We start from the raw sequence: 25,530 nt of genomic DNA, 5'->3' as shown, positions 1-25,530 counted from the left end.
ATGGGGCTGTATTCTGTAAAAGCGGGGCTTTTTGTTTTCAGTTGAAACGGCAAGCTTGCGGTGGTTTTTATTTTTCATTCCCAATGGGTGAAGAACGGAGTATCGTCCCGTAGTGTGCAAAGATTACGTCCGATAACTTTTTGACCTCTGCCGGAAGTTCGGACAAACACGGTTTGAGTATCGGGCTTTGACCACTTGAAAAGAGAAGGCCGCCCAAAGAAAGCAGATGCCAAAACTCAGTGAAGTCATGGTGGCAATACTCGGTAAAGAGTATGGCGAGTGCCGCATTCACATCGGGCTGTTCCGGGATCAGATTGGAGTGGCTCAAGATAAGATGTGAGATGAATTGGTGGAGCCGTTTCCCTGTGTCCGCTTTACCTTCTGACATTTGTGGCTTGAATAGCTTGTCGGTATCCTTGAAGAAATCGACACCGGAAGAGAGTATCTCTTCTACACTGATATAGCCACTCAGCCATCTGACAAGCCGTTGCTCGTCTTTGGTGAAGAGAGCCTCGTTCTTATCGTGTTCTGAGGGTTGGGCATAGTGCATGGTTATTACAAAGAATTTGCCTTCTGAATACATATCAGCATAATTCATGGTAACCAATTTGTCGAGAAAGGACTTGACCGTAACCCTATGCCAATTCCATTTTTTTGCAAGGTCGGTGACAGTCACTGTAAACTGTCCTTGATGCAAATGAACGGTGGTGCCGAACCGGGTTTCCTCCGATTGGGTATCTTTGCTCATTGCCATGTTCATCAGGTCACAGAAGGCATCCAATTTTGATGTCCGGTCTGTAGTCCTGGGACGAAGATACTCAAGCAGGAACTTGTCTGCCTTTATCTGGTAATCTGCAATAATTTCACTCATGGGATTATATGTTTTAATGATAATGTTATGATTCTAATCGTGAGATTGGAAGGAATGGTGACTGACAATAAACTAGTGTGACTGTCTTGTTGGGACTTGTATATCATGAGAAGACGTTTTCCTGACAATCCTTTTCATTGATAAAGTTTGATTCTTTCATGTGACAGTCAATTGCCATCGAAAAAAGAAACCTGATTGTCAGTCATTCCAACTATAATAGAAATATCGTATTTCTCTGGGCTGCTCCATTATTTCCTTGTGATAATCAGGGAATGAGATTCTCTCACGCACTTTTCGAGAGGGGTAAAACATCGCTCCGAATAAGAGAACCTCTATAGTGATGGCTGTCGAAAAGAGGAACGGAATAAACAGGCAGACCATAGCAATGATGGCACTGACGAAAAGCGTTCTTCTGTTCTGTAGATGATAGATAATGCGTTCTGTGAAACGATGTGAGAACAGAAAGATAAATGCGACTGATGAGGGAGCCAGGGCATACACGCTTGGAGCCATATTGACATAGTTGAAATGGAATAGCAACAATATCAGTAGCAGTATCAGCGTATAAAACTTGCGAAAACAATGGCGACAAGCCATGCGTACATAGAATTTAGTCATTCTATTGCCATCTGCTTTATAGCAAAACAGAGAAAGCAGGAGTAATAATACGGGCAATAGGATATGTATGCTGTATGTAATCATTTTTGCTATTTTTCTAGTTCTAAAATAATATGTCCGAAAGAGGCTTTTTTAATGATTGCTTCCGCATCCGTATAGAGAAGCTTCCCGTTCAGGTAACGTTTATTGAAGGATGGATTTTGCCTTAACTCACGTATGGCATTGTCCAGTTCAAACTCAGGAATACGCCAGCAGTGGCCTTTCGGATAATTGTAGTTAGACCATTTGGCGACCAGGCACAAAACCCGGCAATGGACAGGATAAAAGTTTCCTCCGGTATGGAAACTGAATATTTCTTCCGTGTTAGTATCCATGACATCTACCCATGTATAAGTGGCATGGATAAGAGTGATCAATTGATGATATAACTCCGTTTTCATATCAGATAAAATCCCGTAGCAATTCATCAATTTTGCGGTTATAAATAAACCGTCCATGTTTGCCGGTCTCTACCAACTCATTACGCAATTCAACACCCATGACCTCCAATGACGAATACAAGGTAACATAGATGGTATCGCATTGGCAACGCTCATCTGCGATGGCATTCATTTTGTACATGTGCCCAAAATGCGGGTTGGAGTATGCGCAGCAACGATGTCCGAAGATGGTATCTACCGAGGGGATGTGATGGTATAAAAGGATTAATTCCATCTGATCCTCCAACTCGTCAATCAATTCCTCCAATGAATACTTTTTGGGTAAAAAGAATGTCAGTAATGTACTTTCATCGGATAGTTCCGCTCCTTGGAACAGAGTTGAAACTATAAGGTTGGGCATTTCCAAAGAAGCCAACATGATGAAACGTTCTATATGTTCTTGTTGCATATGGATGTGATTTATAAATTATCAATATAGGCTTTCATTAAGAGTGACGGAAGCTCGTTTAAGTCAATGGGAAAACGTCCCGATTCCAACTGCCTGAAAGCTTGCGGCATTTCAGCAGCCAATTTTTCAAGTGATTCTTTTTCCTCCTGGGACAATAGTGTATAGGAGAATCCGTCGATTGACAGCCAGGGTTGGAGAAGCATCCACAGGTATGCCGTCGCCTGATTGCTGTCTTTAAAGCTCAATTTATGCACATCGGTCACACAGGTGTTGGCATTCTGGAGCAATCGGCGGTTATTGCGCATGGTCATCAGTATCACGATTTCCGATTTGCTCATTATCGCCTGATTCCGGGCCGTTGCCTCAAAAATATTCTTTGTCTGCGCCTCTGTCTTCACTTTGATATGATTGAGGGACATATCTCCCCAAGATGACAAGTGACCAAGGAAGAGTCTGAAAGCAATGTCTTCGGCCTTCAGGAAATGCAGGATGTCCTGTTTAGAGCGAATGTTGTGAGACAATGCTGAATCCAGGGTGTTTTCGTAAAACAGTATGGTATGCCGCTTGTCAACCTGACGGATCGTAATGGAGTCCATTGAATGAAAAAACAGATGGGCCGATGCGACCAAGCCTCTCACTTCTTCAGGAAGTTCAGGGCCGGACAATTTATTCAGTACGTGATAATAATCCTTGAAAATTCGGGGATTGCTGTCAATCAGGCGTTCGAGTTCAAGAATAATCGAGTCGTTGATGATGCGATAAGCAGACTTGGTGTGATAATTCTTATTATTGATACTGTCCCGGTTGATGCAAGCAAATACAGAGTCACTCAACGTTTGCCATTCATTGACTAAATCGATAATAAGGTCTGTTGAAGCCTTATCATGTAGTCTTATTTGGTGTAGCAGGTTACTGTAAGCATGAACGGCTTCATTGGAATCTTGAAAATGGTGATTTCCTTTTGAGGAACACCCCGACAGGTATAACAGGGAAATAAGTATCAGTAAAAAATGGGTATGATTATTTTCCCATCTGATAAGATGTGACACAGTACACTTTGGATGTTGTGCATATTTCACCTGCCATTTATGCAGTTTCCTTTTCAATGAGAATCGCTCCATATTGTCTTTGATTAAAAATTTCAAACGCAAATGTATAGTATAAAATTCCAGTGGAATATCATCTACCAATTGATTTAATTATTCTTGTACAATCATACTACAAGTATGATTTATGTAATTGGTTATAAATTAATTAGTAGATAACAAATAGCGGTAAAAACAAAATATAGAAAACATACTTTTATTGAGAAATAAGATATCGAATGAACGATTTGAACCATTTGAGATTTTTCATATCGGGATATGTCGGACTGTTCAGACAAGAGCACAGTATCTCTATTTGTCGAACAATTGTGTAAAGGCAAAAAAACATAAAGCATACCTGTTTTTGGTTTGAGTATGATTTGTTTTGTTATAAACATTATATCTTTACTCGCAAATTTCATATCAAAAGAATAAGTTATGGCAAAAGTTGGCTATTTGATGCGTTCTGCCCATTATGATGGTGTTGAAGCCGATGTTGAATGGATGAAGAACTACGGTTGTTGTGAGATTGTCGAAGAACAGCCGGAACAGGAGAAGCTGCGTCCGCTATGGAATAAAGTGCTTGGAAACTTGCATAAGGGCGATGAATTGGTCGTGCCTAAATTTAGTAATGTACTACAGGGTACTCGGCAGTTGGCCTTCTTTCTGGAGTTTTGCCGGGTGAAAGTCATCCGGATTATTTCCATTCATGACAAGATTGATTCCGGCAATGAATTGTTTCCTGAAACCAAAACGTCAGATGTACTGCTTATCATTGCTTTATTGCCCGGAGAGGTGAATGCTAATCGGAAAGCTACTAATCATATACACAAGTTGAAGAGCAAAATTAAGGTTCTTACTTCTGCTGCACACAATAAAGCAGAGAGAGCCAAGCTTGTAGTGAATATGTATAGAAGTGGGCATACGATTGATGACATCTGGAAAACGAGTGGATTCAAAAGCCGCAGTTCTGTATTTAGGGTATTGAATGAGGCAGGTGTGGATCTGAACAGAGGGCATACAAAGGGGCCGCTTGGCTCAAGAAAGAATAGTGAAAAATCAAAAGGAGAATAGATATGATAAAGAAAGTCAAGATAACTGTCATTCGGAAAGTGAGTCATGCTGATTTATCAGCCCTGTATGAGAATCCGATGGAACACGCCTGCGATATGCAAGAAGGTCAAACCTTTATTTCAGCGGATAATCAAAAGCCGGAAGAGATGTGTGAAAGCGCATGGCAAAGCATGATGCCGTTTGTGATGACACTGGCACATGGAGGAGGAAATTTCTATAACGGTTGGATGAAGAATCCACACTCGGCCATGATTTCGTGCAATGACGGATTCCGTCCGGTCAGTTTTTTAATTGAAGCAATTGAATGAGATGATGAATACAAACTTCCTATTGCTATGCTATTTGCTTGGTATAAATGTCGTTACATTTGTCTTGTATGGTGTAGATAAGGTCAAGTCAAAAAAAGGATGGTGGCGCATACCGGAAAAAACATTGCTCATGCTTGCGGTTATAGGCGGAAGCATGGGAGCTTTGTGTGGAATACGATTGTTCCACCACAAGACAAAGCATAAAAAAGTTTTATTTAGGTGTGCCAATCTTCTTGGCTATACAGATTGCTTTGATTTGCTATTTCCGATTCATATAGAATTGCATTGTATGTTCACAGTACTACTATATATTTTGCTGCCATTGGTATTCCTGATTCATGATTTGGAAGAAATTGTGATGAGGAAACACTCTATGCCACATATTGTGCGATTGGTCTCCAGTAAATTTCCACGGATAACACCAATCATTAGGCATTTGCAAAATATCAGCACAAGGAATTTTATCATCATTGTTATCGAAGAGTTTCTCGTGATTATCGTGGCTTTAGTGGCATTTCTTTATGATATACCTTATCCGCTATTAGCCCTGTTTTGGGGATTTAGCATTCATTTGCTCATGCATATCGCACAGGCTATAGTTATAAGGAGATATGTACCGGGGTTAATTACATCGTTGCTCTTTCTGCCTTATTGTGCTTTGGGGATCGTACATCTGATTCAACGATATAGTTTCGAGCTGAATATGTTATTAGCGGTGGTTGGATTTGCTATCGTTGTGGCCAATTTATTAATCATGCACAGAATTATGAGAAAGTAAAAAAGGATGTCCTCACATTCACTTTCCTCTATTTCCGTATGGAGCGGTATCTTCCGCCGCTATTGAACAAGGTGCTTCCGGGGATTCTGGGTATGGAATAGCTTTCGGGGTTATAACTGGCTTGTCTGGCTTTGCTGTCAATGCCGGGTTTAATCTTTCTTTGAGTTTGGTGTTGCGTTTCAATACAGACATATTGTGGATGGCATAAGCCAACGCTTTGGTAGTGCCGATGAGTACGCAAATTTTCTTGGCGCGGGTAATACCTGTGTATATAAGGTTCCGCTGAAGCATCACATAATGATTCATCAATACGGGCATGACTACTATCGGATATTCCGAACCTTGCGATTTATGAATGGTGGTGGCGTATGCCAAAGAGAGTTCATCGAGTTCGGAAACTTCATACTCCACCGAAATGCCGTCAAAACTAGCAATGAGAGTACGTTCTTCCATATCCACTTCTTCGATGTAGCCCAAGTCGCCATTGAACACGCCCTTGTCGTAGTTGTTCCGTATCTGCATCACACGGTCGCCTTTCCGATAAGAATAACCGCCCCGGTTCAGACAGACAGATGTGGGATTCAAAGCATCTTGAAGTACTAAGTTCAAGTTGGATGCGCCCACAACTCCCCGTTGCATGGGTGTAAGAACTTGTATTTTGCTCGATGACAGACTATATGCTTTCGGAAGCCGTTCTTTCACCAGGTGGACAATACTTTCAGCAACCTGATTCGGATCTTCTGTCTTTATAAAAAAGAAGTCGGTGTCTTTGCCGTTGCTTGTATCGGGGAACTGACCGTTGTTGATAGCATGGGCACTCATCACGATACGGCTGGACTGGGCCTGGCGGAAAATTCGGGTCAGACGTACAACAGGAATTTTCTTTGAATCAATGATGTCGCGCAATACATTGCCTGCTCCGACGCTGGGCAACTGGTCGATGTCGCCCACTATCACCAATCTCATTCTTGAAGAAATAGCTTTCATTAAATGATTCATCAGGAGGATGTCTATCATGGAACATTCATCTACAATCAAAGCGTCGGCTTCCAACGGGTTTTCCTCATTACGCTTATATCCGTCTTTGGGATTGTATTCCAACAGCCGATGAATGGTTTTGGCTTCCATGCCGGTAGCTTCACTCATTCGTTTGGCAGCTCTGCCGGTGGGTGCAGCAAGCAAGATTCTCATGCCTGCTGTCTTCAAAGCGGCAATGATGCCTTGTGTGGTAGTGGTCTTTCCTGTTCCGGGGCCGCCTGTAAGAATCATTACTTTGGATTCTACGGCTTGACGGATAGCGTCTATCTGAACATCGTCGTATTCAATACCGGTTTCTTGCGAAATGGCGGCAAGATTGAATGTAGGCTTCTTCTTGTCTGTTTCAGCAGCTTCCACCAGTGCCAAAAGACGGTTGGATGTACCACATTCGGCATAATAAAAAGGGGGAAGGTAAATGGCTTCATGATCCAGCTCCAAATCTTTGCTCTCAATCATTTGTGCCATTGCTTGCTTTACGGGTTCTTCCTCGACTTCAAGCAATTGCATGGCGGATTTTATCAGTTGTTCTTCTTCCGCATATACATGGCCGTCATTGGACAATTGGCTCAATGTGTAGAGGATTCCGCTCCGACAACGGCGCAAGTCACTCTTTTCATAACCCATCTTGGCAGCGATACCATCAGCGGTCTTGAATCCGATTCCCCAAATATCATCCGCCAAACGATACGGATTGTCTTTCACTTTATCCATACTTTCTTTACCGTACTGACGATAGATTTTAGCGGCGTATGCGGTACTTACCCCATAGCCTTGCAGGAAAAGCATCACATTCTTGATGTCTTTCTGCTTTTCCCAGCTTTCACCGATCTTCTCCACACGCTTCTTGCCGATGCCCGGTACTTCATGTAACCGTTCAAGCTCGTTCTCTATCACGTCAATGGTTTCCAGCCCGAACTTAGCCACAATCAGCTTTGCAAACTTTGGGCCGATGCCTTTTACCAGTCCGCTACCTAAATATTTCTCGATGCCATAAATGGTGGCAGGCATGACTTCCTCCCATGATTCTGCGACAAACTGGCTCCCGTATTTCTTATCGACTTTCCAGTTTCCATCGCATAACAGGACACTACCTACCGGAACTTCCAGCAAGTTGCCCACCAAAGTAACAGGATCATTATAGCCTTTTACATTGACTTTCATCACCGAATACCCATTATCAGGATTCTGATAGGTAATGCGTTCTACTACGCAACGGAGCTTTATCATTTTCAACTATCTATTTAGGTTTGTCGGTAATTATCGGGCCTTAAATTCCCATCCGTAAGCATTGTGGTAAATCATCAGCTTGCTCATATCCCCATCGATGGTAATATTCTCCCAATAGGTTACTTCTTTTCGTATTTGTCTAAATACTCCTTCATGGCCTCGTTTACAATGTCTCTCAGGGACATGTTTTTATCTATTGCCAGGTATTTCATTCTGGTATGAACACTCTTGTTGATAAGGAAGTTACAGTGTACTGCTGTCTCTTTCTCCCCCGCAACTTTTGTGAGTTTATCCTCTGTATAAGAGGGAGTGGTGGATGAAAGGAGGCTATTCAAACCACCTTTCATGCTGTCTTTTAATAGGTCACGTTTGCCCATATCGGTTTTTTTAATTTGATGACTTCTCCGACTAAAGCCATGTAATCTTTAGCTCCGTTACTATTCTTATTATACTCGTAGATGTTTTTCCCATTAATCGGTGCTTCTGCCAACGCCACATTGTCACGGATAATTGTCTTGAAAACTTTGTCGCAGAAAGAATCATGAATGATTTCCGCAACACTCTTGTTCAAAGTCTTGCGCTTGTCATATTGGGTAATGACAATACCGCCAATCTTCAAATTGGAGTTGAGACGCTCTTGCACAATGTTGATCACGTTCATTATCTTAGCCATACCTCGCATCGCCAAGAATTGAGCCTGTACCGGTATAATCAAGAAGTCGGCTGCTGTCAATGCGTTTAAGGTAAGCAATCCCAATGAAGGAGGGCAGTCAATAAGAATGTAATCAAACTTATTCTCTTTAGGCAGTTTGCTAATCAGTTGTCTCAAAATCATTTCCCGTCCCGGTTCGTTGATCAGTTCTGATTCTGCTGCCGACAGATCAAGACAGGATAGAACTAAGGTAATGCCGCTCTCTGTCTTTATAAGAGGAAGAGGATATTCACCTTTCATAGCTCCGTATATCGTATTCTGCTCCTCAATAGAGCAGCCGAAGGATTCGGTAAGGTTCGCTTGTCCGTCAAGGTCTATAACAAGGATTTTCTTACCTTTTTGTTGCAGGGCTGCAGCAAGATTGATAGTTGTGGTCGTTTTGCCTACGCCACCTTTGTGATTTAATATTGCTATAATACTAGGCATATTTCATTCTGTTTTTACATTAGAATACAAAGGTAATCATTATAGTTAGTATATACTATTATTAGTATTTAATACTATTCCTATTTTACTTTATTTAGTAATTACTATAAGTAGTATTTATTAATATACAGCATATTATATGTAATGAGCTAACTCATATTAGAATATATTTCTTTTAATCCATACCAGAATACAATAGCTTCTGGCATGGACTAAAAGATGACTAATGGAGCTTATTTCATAAATAGCTCATTCAATTGTTGGCGACAGAACTGATCGTATTCAGCCTTATTAGTGCCACTTTCGATGGCTCTATCAATAATTTCACCCACCTCGTCAAAAAAAGCTCTATCAGTGATACATTTGGTTTCTTGATAATCCATCAGGTAGATCTCGTAATAGTCACTGCCATTAAGAGCTACTACCACGAATCCTTTGAACAAGCGTCCGTTTACTCTGAATTTGAGAGCCGGCATTTCATTGAAAATTGTGGCGATAAATTTCTCTACTCCCCAGGAAAGAACAACATTCATCGGGGTTGTTGCCAATAACTGATTTTTGGCGGTCTCTGCCACCTGCAAAACATATTCTTTGTCCATAACTGTAAGTATTTAGAATTAAATAAATGGTATTGATTGTCCTTTTTCCCGGAGGTATTCCAGCATTGCTTTTGCATCTTCGTGGGAAGCACGGTTGCGGTCATCATAGCGGCGATTGTCATCCGCCATGACTTTTAGGCATTCACGGATTAGTCGATAAAGTGACTGTTGCAGCGTTGGGTGCATCATTGGAATTGCTGCTGCAAAGTTTTGGGCGTTGAAACAATAATCGTTCAATGCGCTTTCAACAGTCTTAGCCAGTTGGAACTCTTTCGTCTGCTCGATGTTCTGATAATTTTCCATATTCAAATCGTGTTAAATGAAATATTTATTTTTCCCTAACCTCAGGCTTTTCTTGTCGAAGCCGATTGGGAATTTAACAATGCGATTCACCTGTCACCAACCGGACTTTTGAAGCTGGCTTTTCTTGACGATTACTCTCCGCAGGAGGAAGAATCTGAAAGAAATACATTTTAAACTGAGCTTTAAAGTCGGGTGGCAGACCTTTGCATCTGGTAAAGTCCATCGGGTAGATAGAATATTCTGATATGACTGAAATGGTATAAAAGGAAGAATCACCTATAAAAGAACTGGCTACAACAGGATGAAAAGGCTTGGGCGGGTAAACAATGAAGTCTGCCGGGGCAAACAAGAAAAGCGGCTTGTTCCTGCATTGACGGGCTGGGTTGTTTCGATTCATCGAAACTCCTGCGCTATGATGCAAGGAATGTGCCGCTGTTTGTCCTTTTCTGAATATGACTGACCAAATATTACTATGTTCAACGTACATCTTACGAGTAGCAATAGCAAGTCCAAAGTATATTGAAAAGATAGGGAAAACAGGTACTCTCAATAAAAAATAGCTCGTGAAAGAGCTGTTGAAGATACTAAAAACGTGTTTGTGAAGTCGACATAACTAAATATTAATTCACTAGTAAAAGAAAAACTTTAACGCCTTAAATGTGAACACTTGAGTATAGCAGGAACTTCGGATAGTATTTTTTTATAATCTCTTTCTATCTATTGAATGTTTTTTGCCAGACTTCTTTCTTTCGTGGATAGTAGTAAAAAGACAAGAGACAAAACCTTATATACAACGATTTTTTTCTACTATTTTCTTTCAATTGACTGTGGCAGAAAAATAATAATTCTGTTTTAAGCCCAAATAATTCATCATGAAAAATGTTTTTTTAACTTTGTCTTTAAATCTATTGATCATGAACAATACAGATGGTAAAATTGGTGGTGTAACCATTGCGAACATGAGAGAGGTTGAGCGAGCATTAGTCCAAAAAGGGATATGCAGTCAGCTTTACCTTAGGCAATGTATAGCAAAAATGATAGGTAACAAATCGGAGGTAAGTGAGAGAACGGTGCAAATTGCTATTAAAAATCTTAAGGAAAGATATGGTGATAAAAATAAGATAATAAAGAGTCAAGGCTTTGGCCAATCAGGTCCCAATTACCAACTTGATAATCTTTCGTATTTATGTTATCCTGAAGTCGTTTATAGTGATAGAGATAGGGGAACGATGAGAATGTTGCTTCAAATAGCTTCTCTTTATAACATGCCAATCCGAGAGTTTGTAGATAAAATAAAGAATAGCTTTGACGATGATGCTGATATTGTGAACGCTGTCTCTATTGGAAAAGAACCTTTTTTGGGGTTTAAATACATGTTTAGCTATATATTTAGTGCGATATTCGAAAAGAAGATTCTAAAGATTGAATATAAATCAGCAAATAGACCTAAGAAAGAGCAAATTGTGAGTCCTTTGATGCTCAAGACTTTCAACGAGCGTTGGTATCTTATTGGTCATGTTCATGAATTGAATCCATTTGATTGGACTATATTTCCACTTGACCGTATTCATGCAATCAGTCAATATTGCGGTGATAAAAGTTTTTGGTCGATCCCCCTTTCGCAAATAAATGAATATTATGATAAGGTCATTGGTTATCAAGTCCCTATCGAATGTGTCAAAGGTAGTAGTAAAGATAATCCCAAACGATCTTTGAGAGCAAATGATCTTATTACAACTCAAATAGTATTTCGAGTAAATGACCCAAATACTTATAGGTTCATCAAACATAAACCATTGCACCTTTCACAAACATTCGATGATTGTACTCAGGTGATTCGATTGAATGTGGTAGAGAATGATACATTATATAAGCGTCTCATTGAAATTGGAGCCGAAATAACTATACTTTCCCCAGAAACTGTTCGAGAGACTCTCAGCATAAAAGCTAAAACCATTTATGACAATCTTGTAAATCCGCAGTTAGATTGCGTTTCAATTCTATAATTTTGCAGCAATAAAAAGAATATAAAAATGACTCTACTCGAATTAGCAAAACATAAGAGTGTTACAATTCAAACATTGTGTTCTTTCGCTGAGAAAACACTTGGGGTTAAGATACCCGCACAACATGGATTTCAAGTTCCTGATTCCATTGTTCAAGTTCTTGCACCTGAGGCATTAGCACCTAAAATTAAGTCCAAAGAAAATGAAATCTTCTCATCTTTTAAAAGACCGAGTCCTAAGAGAACAATAAGACCATTACAGAATACAAAAATGCGCGTAACTAAAAATAAAACAGAGGCTTATGTCAATCAAGAAATAGACGTATTTAATTCCGATGAGAAGGATATTACAGCGATTGTTCGTAAAATTCATGATGATAGTGTAGAACTTGAATTTTTGAGAGGTGGACGAATAAACCTAAATCTATCTCGGTTTAATCATTTAAATGAGTTAAAAGAGGGATATATTGTTGGGCTTGATTATGGAGGCAATGAAGAGTATAGCGAGCAATTGGGGATTAACTATGCTTTTCCAAAAGCTAATTGGCAACTTTTTAAGCTGCAGGTAGCTAAGGATGTTAATAAAATTATTACGGCTAAAGTCTTATATAAGCGTGAAGATAAAGGATATTACGTAGTTAATGTTTTCGGTACAAGAGCGTTGTTATATGAAAATCAGGTTGCAAACGACAGGAAGTTAAAAGAAGATGAAGAAATTATAGTGCTTGTGAATCATATAGAAGGTAAAGGTAAGCCGGAATTTGTTCTTGTCTCCAATAGTCGAGCAATCCAGCAAGTGAATTGGACCAAACAAAAAGAAGAGAGCGCAAAGAGCAGAAAAGATGAATTTGACAATCTCAAAATCGATAAGATTGTCATAGCAATCATTGAAAAAGTAGAACCGACTTACATGATTGTAAGCTTTGGTTCTTTGCATGGCATTATTCACAAAAGCAATATTTTTTGGGGTAATGTGAGAAAAATAGATCCCTATTTCAGTGCTGGTGCTGCCATTCAAGCAAAAGTATTATCAAAGGAAATAGAAAACGGTAAGCACCTAATTCGATTAAGCCATAAAGTTTGCATTCCAGATATATGGGACATGGTTGAATTTGATGAAGATGACGAATGTGATGGAAGCCGTTTTGGCAGAAGTAGTCGATGATGGCGTTTATATAAGCATTGGTAATGGCCTTGAAGGATTCTTACCTATTACTGAGATGTCACGCATGGAATATAAAGCTTTTCAACAATGGACTCCGGAAGATGGAAAAATAGTAGTTTCTATAAAAATATTTGATAAAAAGAAACGGCAGCTGATATTCACACGCAAACCTTATTATGATGAAGCATGGGATGAAATTGACTCACATTATCAAACCAATCAAGTTTATCAAGGAACAGTTATAGATATTGAAGACGAATGTATCTGGGTTCAACTTCAAGAGGATATAGAAGCACGAATCCCACAAAGTGAATTACAATGGGATAGAGTTGGTAGTGATACCTCCCAATATCAAGTTGGGCAAACTGTAAACATCTTGTTAACAAAGATTGATATTGACAATAGACGTCTATATGCCTCTATCAGATTGCTTACACCTGACCCATGGGATGTCGCACAGTCTTTAGTTGAGAGCGGCGCAATCATAAAGGTCAGAATCATGGAGTATAAAGGTAAATTTATTTTTGTTGAAACATTAGACAACTTAAAACTTCAAGGAAGAATCAGACTATCAGAAGTCTCATGGTTGCACAAACCAAACGATTTACCAAAGAGTCTAAAACCTGAAGAGAATTCAGAAGTTGATGCTAAAATAATGATATGGCAACCGGAAAAACGTGATCTGGAATTAAGCATTAGACAGATTAAAGAAGACCCATGGTCAAATATCTGTATTGGTGCTGAAGTAGTAGGCCATGTAGGTAAGGTCAATGAAAACGGTGTTATTGAAGTTCATTTTGACAATGGACTTAATGCCATCTCACAGGATGTTGTTTCAACTAATCAAGAAGGCAATATTCTACCTTTCAAGGTAATAGAATGCAATCGCACTGATAAAAGAATTATTGTCAGCCATCAGAGACTCATGCGTGACAAGAAAACAGATCACATTGTTAGACATTTTTTCAACCCTCAATATATATCTGAAGAGTAATGAAGTATAGAATAACAGACATATTGCCCAACTACCTTATTGTGAACGGCGAGCCTGAATTTTGTCACGGATTACTATTCCCTCACAACATAGTTTTTCAAGGAGAAGAAATCAGCTTACCATTTGCTACTTCAATAATGGAAAGAATTAGAGCCAATGAATCTTTATTGGATAATATTCAGGTTTTGTCGCGATTTGGCAATGATGAAAGAGATGCTATCCTTACCTTTGACTGTAAGAATGTTTTTGCGGAATTGTATTTGGATGAAAAGTTAAAAAAAGGAACTATCTACAATGGGATTGTCTTGACGAAATCCTTTAACAATACAGTTGTTGGGGTCAATGGTCACTATGGATTTATTCCTGGAATCATTGCTGCTCAAGTTGATGAACAAATTGCAGTTTCAGTAGTGGTGAATTCCAGTAATAACTTGGGGTTTTGTCAATTTGCAGAAGCTTTTTCAATAAATCCTCTTTCCTCTGAACGAGAACTTGACTCTCAAAGTATTGAGGAATTTCTTAATAAAGAAGAACTAAGTGCGATAGACGAGAAAAATAGGACTCTTATCGAATGGCTTTTGGAGAATGTTGATGGGCTAACACGAAGAAGCATTAATGTTTTAAGAGAGGAGTTGCACATTTCTTATAGCCCTACTGTTCAATCTGACTTACATCGATTCTTGAGCAGAAATTCCAACTATTTTGCAGACAACAATTTCTGGGTTGGGTGTTATAGAGATTTTGATACTAATAATATAAAAGTTATAATATATGACAATAATAATATTGTTATAGAAGTTTGTATCAATGCTTCAGGCATGTGGGTTACTGAATTCTCTCATGATAAGAATAAATCTAATGCACAGTATCTTCTTGACATGAACCAAAAGGCTCTTGTTCTTTCAGGTGCCAAAATTCATCTTCACGAGAATAGTTATATTCGTGAAGATTACATCGAATCTGGGGAACGAATATTTGCACAATATGAGATTGCAAAAAAAATGATTCCAGAATTAAAGCGGACAATAAAAAGCCTCAAAGAAAAGGCAGGAGTGGAATATCTGACTCTAAAGGAATTCCTGTCTTATCAAGAAGAGAAGGAATGGGAGTATAATAAGAAACATTCGGTTTTGATTGGTGCTAATGAATCAGAAATAGCAACCACAGGTAGAGATGGACACTCGACTGGTTTGAGAATTAAGTCAGATTCCAATGTGGCCGCTCTGTTTACGATGCATGATTCAGACACTTGTCATGTGGAATTGTGTCATGGTGATAAAAAGATAAAGGCAGAATTGACTGAGGATTCTTCAAGACACGGTTATCTCATAGAATTCTACAGCTCTCACATGTCGATTGAGGAATGGAAGAATTCAGGATTTGAAATAAGACGACGCGCTGGAGTGAGACATTTATCACTACAACAAGACTCCATTGACAACTTTGTTTACGGCAATGCTAAACTCGATATATTTGACAGATTAAATCGTGGAGAACTTCTTTCTCCTGAGCCGGATATGAGTATTTCTTTCTTCGATGAAAAGTTTAATAATGTTGAAGAAGGGAATAATCAACCACTTGCCATACGTAAGGCCATAAACAACAACGACATATTTTTAGTCCAAGGTCCTCCAGGGACAGGTAAGACTTCTGTTATTGTTGAGATTGTCAAACAACTTGTTCTTAATAAAGGCGAACGGGTATTAGTATGTAGCCAAGCACACTCAGCAGTTAAAAATATATATGACCGTTTGAAAGGCTTTGACGAAAGAATAAAGATTGGCAACATCGATGAGGACGAGACCATGATCCCCAAGGATATTAAAGAGCATCCGGAATTTTTAAGGAATAATGGTTTATTGCTTAAAGCATTGACAGAGAATCCCGATATTATTGCTGAAGTAAAAGAACGGGAGCTAAGACGCTACGAACCTGATTATTCAATAAATACGAAACAGGCATTCATGCAACGTCATGAATATGTCTGCGAGTATTACCCTCTAAACAAGCCGGGAAGTCCCATGGAACTGATAGGAATAATTTCTGATTTGCGAAGCGGCCTTGTTGAATTAGGAGAAGATGCCATTGCATTTAACAATGCACGACATTACCAAGGACTTAATGTCGTTATGGGAACATGTATCGGTATTGGCATGGATTGGGGTCTTCAACGTAGTGGCATTCGTTTTGATACTGTAATTATTGATGAGGCTGGCAAAGCCAATCTCTCGGAGACTACTGTGCCAATGCAACTCGGAAAGAAGTTTATCCTTGTAGGTGACCAGAAGCAATTACCACCATACATGAATAAAGAAGAAATTTCTGATTTCTTGGAAGAATCAAAGCGAGTTAATTTAAAACAGGAAGAGGTTGAAGATGCAATTTGCTCGTCTTTGTTTGAAGATTTTCTCGAAGATGAAAATTTTCCAAAGGATAGCACAGTACTTCTTAACTATCAATATCGAATGAACCCCCAAATTGGGGATTATGTCTCTGAGCTATTCTATCATAATGAACTTAAAAATGGACGTGGAACTGAGGGACAACAATGCAATCTTGATGGTTTCCCTAGTGCCGTTACATTTATAGACACATCTACTCTTGAATATGTCGATGGTCGGAATATTGCTCATGAACATGGTGATCCAGTGACTGGGTGGTACAATCCTCATGAGATTGAAATATTCAAAAACAGGTTGTTACCAAGACTTGAAAAGCTAAAAGCTTCAGACTCGGAAATTACGGTGGGTGTAATAACTCCTTATCGCAAACAACGCTCTTATCTGCTAGAATCGTTACGGAGCACATCTATCGAAGGTAATGTATTCACCATAGATTCAATTCAGGGAAGCGAATTCGATGTAGTTGTCCTGTCATTGGTCCGTTCCTTCAATCCCAAAAAGGGGAATCGCAAGGTTGGATTCTTAGATGATATGCGACGTTTGAATGTTGCTCTTAGTCGTGCAAAAAAGAGATTGATAATTATTGGGAATCTCCATACATTATGTGCTGAATCAGCCCATTTCGCAGAAGAAAGCAACATAGATATCAAACCTGTTGAGGTTTTCCGCAAATTGCGGGAAATACAAGAGCGAACAGCTGAGAAAACCTCTCTTGAGATTATCAAAGATAAGATTAAGAGTGGAGAGATTGTCGTAGGGCAGATATTTGAAGATTGTTTCTGGAAATTTGAGGATAAGAATCGTCCCATCATCGAGCTCAAGATAGACGGCTCAAGCCATTTCTTCCCTATTAAACAAGATAATCTATTCAACATGTACGGCATAAAGGAAAAAGCTATTGATGTCAAGTTGATTGGAATTGGAGGAGATGGTCGAGCAAAATTTGAATACCTTCCAAATGTGTCAATTGCTCAACAGGTCTCAGACAGGATGTTATGGTCTGTTATGGCACAGCCAATAGATTGGACTGATGACAAAAAAGATGAAATGATTTTCAGATTTGCTGATGACTCAAAGTTGACTCTTCCTGTTTTTTATAACAAAATTAGACCACAGGGAATTCTTGTGTATCTGCTTGAAAGCAAATATGTTAAAGAAATCCCCTTGTTCGTTTTCGAAGGACACACTGCGTCACTTGATAGAGGCCCATACAAAGATTTTGCGTTTACGCATAAAGTAAATGAGAATATTGAGATTGAAGTGATTGATGATTACGTTGGTCTAGGTTTTTATATCGTCAAATGTGATAACATCTTTGGCACAGTCATAAAGAGAAAAGGTGTAATATTGCAAAAGGGACAAGTGACTCATGCGACTATTTATAAGATATTTGATAACTCTGTAATCTTTTATGTTTAAAAATGAACCTCGAAGAAATAATAAATTTTGTAAAAGCAAGAGAGGGTAAATTCATTGGATTTTTCCCGGTATCTTTCCCTGTTTATGTTGTACATATAGCGTATGACAGTGTTGATACGGATCCATTCTTTCCTATATATAAAGCACTCCTAAAATATACAGAAATGGATCCTAAACACTCCCAACTTCCATATTTCTCAAGATTGATTGGATTTGATCTTGATATGCTCACAAGGTGTATTTATGACCTCAAAGAGGATGGAATGATAAGATGGCATATTGACCAATATAGGGTGTCGGATGATGCAAGACGAAAATATTTTATCTCAGGTAACCGACCGATGGTAAGAGTTACAGGATCATTCTTAGTTGATGGGAAAAGTCTTGAACTTTTGCCTGAAGTAGTCTACAATAATAAGCGGACTCTCAGTTTTTGGGATACGAATGTAGCTACTCACAAACCTATAGATATGGCTATGAGTAGTGTCCCAGCCGAAGAGGTTGAACGGTATCTTGCTAAAGGCAGTACCCGTGAACTACTCCACCTTGAATCTACAGGTAACAACTTCGAGGTTTTGGAGTTTGATAAAAAATTCCTTAAAGGAGCATTCGTTGTACTCTATCTTGATAAGGAAAATAACTACCATAAGGAGACCATTTATTGCGGAGAGTCAATTAAATGTGAAGCTTTTGGCTCTATGGTAGGGTACAGTATCAATATGGTTAAAAATAGGAACAACATATGGGAATTCAGAGCTAATCTTGGGTATAATGTAGCTAAAGAAGAAGAAATTGTCAAAACAGCACTCTTTACACAGAATGAGGGGTGGATTGAGATGATTAGTTTAAGGTATGGGCTTAATCCTGGCACTGATTTCTCTATAGAAATTCAAAAGGATAATAGTCTTCCCCAGTTGGTCTTATCAGAAGAGTTACTTCATAATTGCACAAAATCTCTTTGTATAATTGAAGATGCTTTAAAGGGGTATGTCGATTTTCCAGTTATTACAAATGGAATCGTTAGAATTGATGTTCGCCATGAAATCCAATCATATGTTGATTTCATAACAATAGTTAGAAATTGGGAAAGAAGCGGGAGTGTAAATGGGCACGATTTTAGGAAAATATTATCATCATCACATCCTAATTGGAGAAATCTAATGGTAAAATTTGAACTGTTTGAGATTCTTGAAAGAATTGATTGTGATTGCTTTATTTTAAACAGCTAAAGACATGGCAGAGAGATTATACTTTAATGACAAGAACAACTTAGAACTTACCGATCGTATTTTTGAGTTGATAAACAATGCTCGGGAAAGCATAAAGACCGGAAATTTCTTTTTTTAAAGACCGACGTATTAACGACGCTCTTTTAGAAGCTGCTTCTCGTGGCGTGGCCATATTTGTGCTTTCCAATCTAACGGGAAGTGAAAACAGAGGCTACGTTAGAACAAACACTAAAGTTGAGACAGACCCACATATACCAAACTTGCATGAATTACATCGACATGGAGCACACGTCCATCTTTGTGATGATCTACATGCCAAGTTTTTGATTTGTGATAGCAAGGAAGGCCTTATAATGAGTGCAAATTACACACCGGACAGTCTCTATGGCAATCCTGAGAATGGTGTGGATGTTTGTGGTGAAGAGTTGAAGGATCTTGAATTGATTTTTGATACGCTCTATGTGCATCCCGACACCATTTTATCTGAAGATGGAAAGAGTTACCGCTATCTTAAAAAGAGATTACCAGTTTCCCTAAAGGCATTTGAAAATATTGGAAAAAAAAGTAGACTGTTGCTGACAGCATCATCTACGGGGAATAGCAATCTCAAAGACTGTTCTTATAGGTTAATTTATGCCAAATTAATACAGCTAACAGATTCAGCGAAAGAAGCTCTAATTCTAGTCTCGTGGTCATATAATCAAGTCAAACTTCTTCCTGAGTTCAAGAAAGCACTAAACAATGCCATTAAAAGAGGTGTTAAAGTCACCCTTTTTTATGGCACCAAGGGGGCAGATAAACAAAAAGAGAGAACACACACACAATTAGTGGAGTTATTGGGTTCTGAGAATGTAAAAAGAATGACCGCTCCATTTGCTGACAATCATGCTAAGTGTATAATCACTGAGAGTGAGGGGGCTTTATTTACCGCAAATATTGATGGGAACAAAGGATTGCTGACAGGCTTTGAGTTAGGGTGTATCTTAACAGAAGAACAACGACTGCAATCAATAAGAAAAATTAATCAAATCTTAGAAAATGGAAAATAATTTTCAAGCTCACGTGAGCGAGTGGAAAGAAATGAACCAAACAGGTCGTTTTGCGGAAGCTCGCCAATACTACTTCGATCAATTGTTTGCGGAAGTAATTGTCAATTTTGAAAATAGAGTAGTTAATGATTGGCCTTTAGAACGCCCTATCGATGTGCTATTTTCTGTTCTCGGATTTACCCCCGAGCCAATCATCCTTGCAGCAAGAGCATTGAAACCTCGCAAGCATGTTATATTTCACGATAAGGAAGTGGCTTTTAATGAGGATAATATTCGTTTTCTTCCAAAATTTCTCCCGGATGGGTTTGAAAGAGTAGAACTCCCAGATGAATCTTTTTCATCCATATATGATATAATGAAGCAGCAAATGGCTTTCAATGCTGGTAGGAATTACACTATCAACATCACAGGTGGCAAGAAGTCAATGGTTGCATCTTCAAGTATTTTTGCAAGAGATTTCAATTCCTCAGTAATATATGTTGACTATGATAAATACGACCCAAATTTACGCCGCCCATTACCAGGAACAGAACGTATAAATTTGGTATATACACCAACTCGCGACTTGCCGGAAATATTTCATAAGTAGTTTTTTTGTATGAAGTTGTTTAGGAGAAAATGAGTAAACTTGTGTGCGCGATTCCAATAAAAGTTAGCGCCTTGAATAATGTTCAATCTCCCTTACTAGTATAATCATTTTTATGATTAGAATTGACATGGTTGATTTAAATATTATTACTCTAAGGTCTCCTGTTTTTGAGTGAAGACTAATATTAGCTGAAATCAAAAAATAATGCAGGAATAAGGATTTGCTATAGTGGGAAGAGATAAGGCTTGGGTGGGTAAACAATGAAGTCTGCTGAGGCAAACAAGAAAAGCGGCTTGTTCCGGCATCGACGGGCTGGGTTGTTTCGATGAATCGAGACTCCTGCGCTATGATGTAAGGAATGTGCCGCTGTTTGCCTTTTTCTGAATATGACTGACCATAGGGAGGTGGTATTCAGAAACAGACGTTCGTAAGCGATCGGTTAACTCCGTCTATTAATTTTCAGTATGCCTTCCTATCTTTGCCAGCAAAACGAATATTATGGTATATTGGACATTAGATTATTTCAAGATCCTCTACAATGAATACACAGCCTCCGGTGTTAATGTTCTAGAGTTTTGCAGAGCGCGAGGCATTAAAGAGAATAGGTTCTATTATTGGATTAAAATGCTTAAAAGTCAAGCCTTATCCGCCTTGGATACTCCAAGAGAGTTTATTCCCATAAGTCCTGGGGCGGTCAATCGCCTTGCCCAGACTTCTATTGAAGTCAGAAAAGAAAATACAATACCGGTAAAGACTCAGGATATAAAGATAACATACCCTAACGGTGTAATATTACACCTGGAAAATGGATGTGATTTGGATATATTAAAGTATTTAATCGCCTTAAAACCTTAAGCTTATGTTTAGTCTTACAGCCTCAGATAGGTTTTATCTATACCCTTATCCTACTGATATGCGCAAGAGCTTCTATACCCTTAGTGGTATTGTTACCAATCAAATGGGAATGGATGTTCAAGATGGCGACGCGTTTGTCTTCATTAATAAGCTTTGTACAGCCATGAAGATACTTCACATGGAGTATGGTGGCTTGGTAATTTATTACATGGAAGCTATCCGGTGGGCAGTTCTCTCTGCCTGAGATAGATTTTCAAGAGGGTAAAACGGTGTCGTATGAAACCCTTTGGAGTGATCTGGTTTTAATGGTCCAAGGTATAGATGCGCAGAAAGTCAAACATCGAAAAAGATGGATTCCAGAAAAGAAAAACACAGCTTCAAAATCAAAATAATAACATAAAACAGTCATCAATTAGTATAGCTATTTCGCTTGTTTTTTGTATCTTTATATCGCTAAAACAAACGGATTATGCCCGAGAACACTATTGATAAAGATGAGCTTATACGCCAATTAATGGCTGATCGTGATCGACTGTTTCGAGAGAACAGCCGGCTACGTACAGCTCAAAACATAGCTCCTGAAGAAGTACAGCAGGTTCATAAGGAGCAATTGGCGGCAAAGGACACCCTAATCAATAAGAAAGAAGCGTTACTCCAGAAGAAGGAGGTTCGCATTGCTCAGTTGGAAAAACAAGTGGACTATCTCAAGCGTCAACTATATGGAGGAAAAGCGGAGCGTTACATCAATCCTGATCCTCAGGCACGACAGTTAGAACTTTTTGAGGGCGTTGACCTATTGCCAGGAGAAAAGGAAGCGGCTGCCAAAGCCGAGAAAGAAATAAGATCCGAGAAAGAGGCAAGAGCTAAGCGTATGGAGAAAGCAAAAAAGATTGCCGTCCGCAAATCGCTACCTGAAAACTTAGAGCGCAAGATTGAACATCTATATCCCGAAGGTTACAACCCCCAAGACTGGGATCTGCTAGATGAGCAAGAACCACTTTACACCGAAGTTTTAATAAAAGAACCCACGAAGTTTTATGTGCTTCGTACCTATCGCCATAAAGCTATCCGCAAGTCGGATCATCTGATCGTTACAGCGGATTGCCCTGTCAAACCAATCGCAAAAAGTTATGCCTCATCATCCTTACTTGCTGACCTGATGGTAGATAAGTACGTTGACCACATTCCATTCTACCGGCAGTATAAACAGTTTGAGCGTTTAGGTCTGAAAATCCCGGAGCCTACTATTCTGGGGTGGTTCCAACAGGTAAGTGACCTACTGATGCCCTTGCACTTCCGATTATGGGAGTTAATGAAGAAAACCAATTATTTACAGTGTGACGAAACCACACTTCCTGTTGTGCGGAATGATAAACACAAGACAGTAAAAGGATATATCTGGCTTGTGCGGGATCCTATGTCCGGACGTGAGTATTTCTATTGGGACAAAGGTTCTAGAAGTGGAGAGGTAGTGCTAAAACTCTTTAACGGATACCAGGGTGCTCTCCAAACCGATGACTATGAGCGCTACGAATTGCTGGATGGAAAAAAAGGAGTTATCCTCTTATCTTGCTGGGCACATGCACGAAGAAAATTCTCTGATGCAATTAAGAATGATAGAGAACGGGCGGAAAATGCTTTGGAGCAAATCCAGTTACTATATGAGGTAGAGCGGCAGATTAAAGATCAGGCGCTTTCGTTTGAAGATACAGCTAAATTAAGAACACGTTTGGCTTACCCAATTCTGGTACGATTTGAAAAATGGTTGGTTGCAGAACACGCAAAAGTTATTAAAGGAAGTCCCATCGAAAAGGCGATTATGTACACCTACAAGCGCTTTAACAAATTATCACGCTACCATTTGGACGGTGCATATAATATAGATAATAATGGAATAGAAAATGCAGTGAGACCCGTAGCAGTGGGTAGGAAAAATTATTTATTCTGTCAGAATGATGATACCGCAGAAAGCACGGCTATCATTTATAGTTTCATGGGGTGTTGCAAAGCTGCCGGCGTAGACTTCCGCACATGGATGATTTATTTCTTAGACCATGTGCATGATTACGATGAAGACTACACTATGGATATAGCCGACTTACTCCCCGATAAGTTGAAAATGAAAGGATTGCTTTGAAATCCACGAAATCCAAGAGAATTGCGAAATCATCAACATCCATTACATCATTGAAAACCTTGAGATAAAAATATGATATCCCAAGGTTTTATTTTGATTCACTATACGCAGTTAGCCGATGGCTTACAGACGTTCCTACTACTTTCGGGTGGGAAAGCCTATATAAAAGGAGGATATAAAAATATAACAGGAAGAAAGCTCGCTCGTAAAACAGGAGGTGGCATACAACAATGTTATCCACCAGGTAGATAACATTGCATTTGATTTTTATCCGTGATAGTCAATGATACCTCACTAAATGTTGTAAATTACCAAACAGTCCTCGACTTCAGCAGGAAGTCCGAAGAATGGGAATGTAGAAAAATACTGTTGCGTTCCGGCTTTTTCGCCATCTTTAACCGGACAAACCAATTCAATATGCTGTTTGTGGAATAGATCATCAATCATTTTGATTTCGTCATCATTTAACCCGGTGGCATCACCATTGATAATGTAGCCTAAGCTCCAAGTAGGAATACGTTCTTTACTTTTTTCCATATTTTGAATTTTACTAGTTTATAATTAGTCGTCAGTTCATGCTTTCCTCACCAATACTTAATCGGTAATCAGCAATAACTTAGAATATGAGACTTTTACCGTGTGGTTAGAAAAGATTTATGATCGGCATACCTTCCACTTGTGCATTTTTGCAAGTATAGAAGGTTCCACCTTTATTTTCTCCATTGTAATAAGCAATGACTCGATTGGAGTGAGCCAACATATAATCATTACGCCTTAACAGACATCCTTGGCAATAATCTTCACGCAAAAGAATGGTTTCATTGGCTTTCTTTAAGATTGAGTGGTATCGCTTTTTGTCAGTAAAGGAAAAACGTTCTTCTTGATTGCGATATGGTACAACTGCAATAAGCCTTAATTCTTTATACTCGGTTGTCAATGATAAAATAACTTCAGCTGAAAGTAAGTCAAATCCCATAGCCATGCCACAATTGTAATTGGTATAACCTTTTGCATACAATTCAATAATGACATTTTTCAATGCGGTTTTCAGCATTGGTAACTTTCCATAAGGAATAAACCGGTGTCCCGTAAAAGCGACTGATTGCTCTTTTTTCAAAAATAGATTTTCCATGTTATATTATCTTATAAGTTGTTTTGCCAAGAAAGAAGCCACCCACGATATTGGCTCCAAGTTGTTCCAACTGGCTACCATAAGCCGCCCAACTGTTGCCTGTAGTCAAAATATCATCGAAACACAAAACATCCTTGCCTTTGAAAAATGGCTCATCGAAATCAATTATCCTGACTTTGCTGACAGTCTTTTCTTTGTTTTTCCGATGTTCATGCACCGCTAGCCGCTCACCTGTAACACTTACGTGCTGGTAGCCATCAACTGCACCGGACAATTCGCATACCCGTGCACTGAAATCCTTATAGCGAAGTTCATTCTTCTCTGTGGATGATGCAGGAACACAAGAAAAAACGATGTCTTTTACTTTATCTCCGAACATATCTTTCAAATATTTTGCAGTCATTTGAGCAACTTCTTCATGCGATTTACCGTCTTTGAAGTCCCATACTATTCTCCGTGCAACTTCTTCCTCTAATCCTACATTCTTAATTCGGACGGGATAATACTTGAGGAAACTTACAATTACCTTGTTCCAAAATCTTTTGGTGGTGTCATCAACTTTTGCCATAGCTTGATTTTTATTTTTCCCTTTCATTCAGGCTTTTCAACCTGCTGAGGGAGATTTTT

At 39.0% G+C, this 25,530-nt stretch carries 27 protein-coding genes; 13 read left to right on the top strand and 14 right to left on the bottom strand.

Going from position 1 to position 25,530, the window contains the following annotated elements:
- Positions 1-67: 67 nt before the first annotated feature.
- The 5 genes from NXX38_RS00810 to NXX38_RS00790 form a co-directional block, all read right to left on the bottom strand.
- A complete protein-coding gene (locus NXX38_RS00810; RefSeq protein WP_258978329.1) occupies positions 68-871 on the bottom strand; it encodes a hypothetical protein in 804 nt (267 codons plus the stop codon).
- Positions 872-1,069: 198 nt separating this feature from the next.
- A complete protein-coding gene (locus tag NXX38_RS00805) occupies positions 1,070-1,573 on the bottom strand; it encodes a hypothetical protein (RefSeq protein WP_258978328.1) in 504 nt (167 codons plus the stop codon).
- A 5-nt stretch (positions 1,574-1,578) separates the two neighbouring features.
- Positions 1,579-1,929: a hypothetical protein gene (locus tag NXX38_RS00800; protein ID WP_258978327.1), complete on the bottom strand. Its 351-nt coding sequence runs from the start codon at positions 1,927-1,929 to the stop codon at positions 1,579-1,581.
- 1 nt (position 1,930) lies between these two features.
- Positions 1,931-2,377 carry a hypothetical protein gene (locus NXX38_RS00795; RefSeq protein WP_258978326.1) on the bottom strand — a complete coding sequence of 149 codons (447 nt, stop codon included), beginning with the start codon at positions 2,375-2,377 and terminating at the stop codon, positions 1,931-1,933.
- Between the two features lie 11 nt (positions 2,378-2,388).
- Positions 2,389-3,522, bottom strand: a complete 1,134-nt coding sequence (locus NXX38_RS00790; RefSeq protein ID WP_258978325.1) for a hypothetical protein — start codon at positions 3,520-3,522, stop codon at positions 2,389-2,391.
- A gap of 378 nt (positions 3,523-3,900) precedes the next feature.
- On the opposite strand from NXX38_RS00790, the gene NXX38_RS00785 reads away from it, so the two are divergent.
- The 3 genes from NXX38_RS00785 to NXX38_RS00775 are packed head-to-tail and all read left to right on the top strand — an operon-like array spanning position 3,901 to position 5,622.
- Positions 3,901-4,536: a recombinase family protein gene (locus NXX38_RS00785; protein WP_258978324.1), complete on the top strand. Its 636-nt coding sequence runs from the start codon at positions 3,901-3,903 to the stop codon at positions 4,534-4,536.
- Positions 4,537-4,541: 5 nt separating this feature from the next.
- Positions 4,542-4,844 carry a TIGR04076 family protein gene (locus NXX38_RS00780; protein WP_258981818.1) on the top strand — a complete coding sequence of 101 codons (303 nt, stop codon included), beginning with the start codon at positions 4,542-4,544 and terminating at the stop codon, positions 4,842-4,844.
- Position 4,845: 1 nt separating this feature from the next.
- Positions 4,846-5,622, top strand: coding sequence for a DUF1294 domain-containing protein (locus NXX38_RS00775; protein ID WP_258978323.1), 777 nt, complete (start codon positions 4,846-4,848; stop codon positions 5,620-5,622).
- An 18-nt stretch (positions 5,623-5,640) separates the two neighbouring features.
- Here NXX38_RS00775 and NXX38_RS00770 read toward each other — a convergent pair whose 3' ends face one another.
- The 6 genes from NXX38_RS00770 to NXX38_RS00745 all read right to left on the bottom strand — a co-directional run bounded on the left by NXX38_RS00770 (position 5,641) and on the right by NXX38_RS00745 (position 10,324).
- Positions 5,641-7,887 (bottom strand): ATP-dependent RecD-like DNA helicase, encoded by a 2,247-nt coding sequence (locus NXX38_RS00770; RefSeq protein ID WP_258978322.1) that lies wholly within the window; start codon positions 7,885-7,887, stop codon positions 5,641-5,643.
- A gap of 119 nt (positions 7,888-8,006) precedes the next feature.
- Complete coding sequence (locus NXX38_RS00765; protein ID WP_258978321.1) at positions 8,007-8,264, bottom strand: hypothetical protein; 258 nt, start codon at positions 8,262-8,264, stop codon at positions 8,007-8,009.
- Positions 8,243-9,025 carry a ParA family protein gene (locus NXX38_RS00760; RefSeq protein WP_258978320.1) on the bottom strand — a complete coding sequence of 261 codons (783 nt, stop codon included), beginning with the start codon at positions 9,023-9,025 and terminating at the stop codon, positions 8,243-8,245. Before NXX38_RS00760 ends, NXX38_RS00765 begins: the two co-directional genes overlap by 22 nt.
- A 233-nt stretch (positions 9,026-9,258) precedes the next feature.
- Entirely contained in the window at positions 9,259-9,624 is a 366-nt protein-coding gene (locus tag NXX38_RS00755) for a hypothetical protein (RefSeq protein WP_258978319.1), read from the bottom strand.
- An 18-nt stretch (positions 9,625-9,642) separates the two neighbouring features.
- Positions 9,643-9,927 (bottom strand): hypothetical protein, encoded by a 285-nt coding sequence (locus tag NXX38_RS00750; RefSeq protein WP_258981816.1) that lies wholly within the window; start codon positions 9,925-9,927, stop codon positions 9,643-9,645.
- Between the two features lie 73 nt (positions 9,928-10,000).
- Complete coding sequence (locus tag NXX38_RS00745; RefSeq protein WP_258978318.1) at positions 10,001-10,324, bottom strand: hypothetical protein; 324 nt, start codon at positions 10,322-10,324, stop codon at positions 10,001-10,003.
- 517 nt (positions 10,325-10,841) lie between these two features.
- Here NXX38_RS00745 and NXX38_RS00740 point away from each other — a divergent pair.
- The 10 genes from NXX38_RS00740 to tnpC all read left to right on the top strand — a co-directional run bounded on the left by NXX38_RS00740 (position 10,842) and on the right by tnpC (position 23,771).
- A complete protein-coding gene (locus tag NXX38_RS00740; protein ID WP_258978317.1) occupies positions 10,842-11,933 on the top strand; it encodes a YafY family protein in 1,092 nt (363 codons plus the stop codon).
- A gap of 27 nt (positions 11,934-11,960) precedes the next feature.
- Entirely contained in the window at positions 11,961-13,097 is a 1,137-nt protein-coding gene (locus NXX38_RS00735; RefSeq protein ID WP_258978316.1) for a hypothetical protein, read from the top strand.
- The gene (locus NXX38_RS00730) at positions 13,066-14,091 is read left to right on the top strand and encodes a S1 RNA-binding domain-containing protein (protein ID WP_258978315.1); all 1,026 of its coding nucleotides are present in this window, start codon (positions 13,066-13,068) and stop codon (positions 14,089-14,091) included. Before NXX38_RS00735 ends, NXX38_RS00730 begins: the two co-directional genes overlap by 32 nt.
- Positions 14,091-17,912, top strand: coding sequence for an AAA domain-containing protein (locus NXX38_RS00725; RefSeq protein ID WP_258978314.1), 3,822 nt, complete (start codon positions 14,091-14,093; stop codon positions 17,910-17,912). The genes NXX38_RS00730 and NXX38_RS00725 overlap by 1 nt, the downstream gene beginning before the upstream one ends.
- A gap of 2 nt (positions 17,913-17,914) precedes the next feature.
- A complete protein-coding gene (locus tag NXX38_RS00720; RefSeq protein ID WP_258978311.1) occupies positions 17,915-19,141 on the top strand; it encodes a hypothetical protein in 1,227 nt (408 codons plus the stop codon).
- 104 nt (positions 19,142-19,245) lie between these two features.
- Positions 19,246-20,190 (top strand): phospholipase D-like domain-containing protein, encoded by a 945-nt coding sequence (locus NXX38_RS00715; protein ID WP_258981814.1) that lies wholly within the window; start codon positions 19,246-19,248, stop codon positions 20,188-20,190.
- Entirely contained in the window at positions 20,180-20,779 is a 600-nt protein-coding gene (locus NXX38_RS00710; protein WP_258978310.1) for a hypothetical protein, read from the top strand. The genes NXX38_RS00715 and NXX38_RS00710 overlap by 11 nt, the downstream gene beginning before the upstream one ends.
- A 498-nt stretch (positions 20,780-21,277) precedes the next feature.
- Entirely contained in the window at positions 21,278-21,634 is a 357-nt protein-coding gene (gene tnpA, locus NXX38_RS00705; RefSeq protein ID WP_258978309.1) for an IS66 family insertion sequence element accessory protein TnpA, read from the top strand.
- Between the two features lie 4 nt (positions 21,635-21,638).
- Positions 21,639-21,878 carry an IS66 family insertion sequence element accessory protein TnpB gene (gene tnpB, locus NXX38_RS00700; RefSeq protein ID WP_258978307.1) on the top strand — a complete coding sequence of 80 codons (240 nt, stop codon included), beginning with the start codon at positions 21,639-21,641 and terminating at the stop codon, positions 21,876-21,878.
- Positions 21,879-22,103: 225 nt separating this feature from the next.
- Entirely contained in the window at positions 22,104-23,771 is a 1,668-nt protein-coding gene (gene tnpC, locus NXX38_RS00695; protein WP_258978306.1) for an IS66 family transposase, read from the top strand.
- 294 nt (positions 23,772-24,065) lie between these two features.
- Here the strand turns inward: tnpC and NXX38_RS00690 are convergent, their stop codons facing one another.
- The 3 genes from NXX38_RS00690 to NXX38_RS00680 all read right to left on the bottom strand — a co-directional run bounded on the left by NXX38_RS00690 (position 24,066) and on the right by NXX38_RS00680 (position 25,471).
- Positions 24,066-24,308 (bottom strand): DUF6926 domain-containing protein, encoded by a 243-nt coding sequence (locus NXX38_RS00690; RefSeq protein ID WP_258978305.1) that lies wholly within the window; start codon positions 24,306-24,308, stop codon positions 24,066-24,068.
- 106 nt (positions 24,309-24,414) lie between these two features.
- Positions 24,415-24,903 carry a DUF1273 domain-containing protein gene (locus NXX38_RS00685; RefSeq protein WP_258978304.1) on the bottom strand — a complete coding sequence of 163 codons (489 nt, stop codon included), beginning with the start codon at positions 24,901-24,903 and terminating at the stop codon, positions 24,415-24,417.
- 1 nt (position 24,904) lies between these two features.
- Positions 24,905-25,471: a phosphoribosyltransferase gene (locus NXX38_RS00680; RefSeq protein ID WP_258978303.1), complete on the bottom strand. Its 567-nt coding sequence runs from the start codon at positions 25,469-25,471 to the stop codon at positions 24,905-24,907.
- Positions 25,472-25,530 lie beyond the last annotated feature (59 nt).

It is taken from the genome of Bacteroides sp. BFG-637 (assembly GCF_024793605.1).
GTDB classification, from domain to species: Bacteria; Bacteroidota; Bacteroidia; order Bacteroidales; family Bacteroidaceae; genus Bacteroides; species Bacteroides vicugnae.
This window is presented reverse-complemented; position numbering and strand designations above follow the sequence as displayed.

Bases quoted from the DNA above. Each gene is read 5' to 3' on its own strand.
- NXX38_RS00810 (WP_258978329.1), bottom strand. From the start codon at position 871: ATGAGTGAAATTATTGCAGATTACCAGATAAAGGCAGACAAGTTCCTG.
- NXX38_RS00805 (WP_258978328.1), bottom strand. From the start codon at position 1,573: ATGATTACATACAGCATACATATCCTATTGCCCGTATTATTACTCCTG.
- NXX38_RS00800 (WP_258978327.1), bottom strand. From the start codon at position 1,929: ATGAAAACGGAGTTATATCATCAATTGATCACTCTTATCCATGCCACT.
- NXX38_RS00795 (WP_258978326.1), bottom strand. From the start codon at position 2,377: ATGCAACAAGAACATATAGAACGTTTCATCATGTTGGCTTCTTTGGAA.
- NXX38_RS00785 (WP_258978324.1), top strand. From the start codon at position 3,901: ATGGCAAAAGTTGGCTATTTGATGCGTTCTGCCCATTATGATGGTGTT.
- NXX38_RS00775 (WP_258978323.1), top strand. From the start codon at position 4,846: ATGATGAATACAAACTTCCTATTGCTATGCTATTTGCTTGGTATAAAT.
- NXX38_RS00770 (WP_258978322.1), bottom strand. From the start codon at position 7,887: ATGATAAAGCTCCGTTGCGTAGTAGAACGCATTACCTATCAGAATCCT.
- NXX38_RS00765 (WP_258978321.1), bottom strand. From the start codon at position 8,264: ATGGGCAAACGTGACCTATTAAAAGACAGCATGAAAGGTGGTTTGAAT.
- NXX38_RS00760 (WP_258978320.1), bottom strand. From the start codon at position 9,025: ATGCCTAGTATTATAGCAATATTAAATCACAAAGGTGGCGTAGGCAAA.
- NXX38_RS00755 (WP_258978319.1), bottom strand. From the start codon at position 9,624: ATGGACAAAGAATATGTTTTGCAGGTGGCAGAGACCGCCAAAAATCAG.
- NXX38_RS00750 (WP_258981816.1), bottom strand. From the start codon at position 9,927: ATGGAAAATTATCAGAACATCGAGCAGACGAAAGAGTTCCAACTGGCT.
- NXX38_RS00745 (WP_258978318.1), bottom strand. From the start codon at position 10,324: ATGAATCGAAACAACCCAGCCCGTCAATGCAGGAACAAGCCGCTTTTC.
- NXX38_RS00740 (WP_258978317.1), top strand. From the start codon at position 10,842: ATGAACAATACAGATGGTAAAATTGGTGGTGTAACCATTGCGAACATG.
- NXX38_RS00735 (WP_258978316.1), top strand. From the start codon at position 11,961: ATGACTCTACTCGAATTAGCAAAACATAAGAGTGTTACAATTCAAACA.
- NXX38_RS00730 (WP_258978315.1), top strand. From the start codon at position 13,066: ATGGAAGCCGTTTTGGCAGAAGTAGTCGATGATGGCGTTTATATAAGC.
- NXX38_RS00725 (WP_258978314.1), top strand. From the start codon at position 14,091: ATGAAGTATAGAATAACAGACATATTGCCCAACTACCTTATTGTGAAC.
- NXX38_RS00720 (WP_258978311.1), top strand. From the start codon at position 17,915: ATGAACCTCGAAGAAATAATAAATTTTGTAAAAGCAAGAGAGGGTAAA.
- NXX38_RS00710 (WP_258978310.1), top strand. From the start codon at position 20,180: ATGGAAAATAATTTTCAAGCTCACGTGAGCGAGTGGAAAGAAATGAAC.
- tnpA (WP_258978309.1), top strand. From the start codon at position 21,278: ATGGTATATTGGACATTAGATTATTTCAAGATCCTCTACAATGAATAC.
- tnpB (WP_258978307.1), top strand. From the start codon at position 21,639: ATGTTTAGTCTTACAGCCTCAGATAGGTTTTATCTATACCCTTATCCT.
- tnpC (WP_258978306.1), top strand. From the start codon at position 22,104: ATGCCCGAGAACACTATTGATAAAGATGAGCTTATACGCCAATTAATG.
- NXX38_RS00690 (WP_258978305.1), bottom strand. From the start codon at position 24,308: ATGGAAAAAAGTAAAGAACGTATTCCTACTTGGAGCTTAGGCTACATT.
- NXX38_RS00685 (WP_258978304.1), bottom strand. From the start codon at position 24,903: ATGGAAAATCTATTTTTGAAAAAAGAGCAATCAGTCGCTTTTACGGGA.
- NXX38_RS00680 (WP_258978303.1), bottom strand. From the start codon at position 25,471: ATGGCAAAAGTTGATGACACCACCAAAAGATTTTGGAACAAGGTAATT.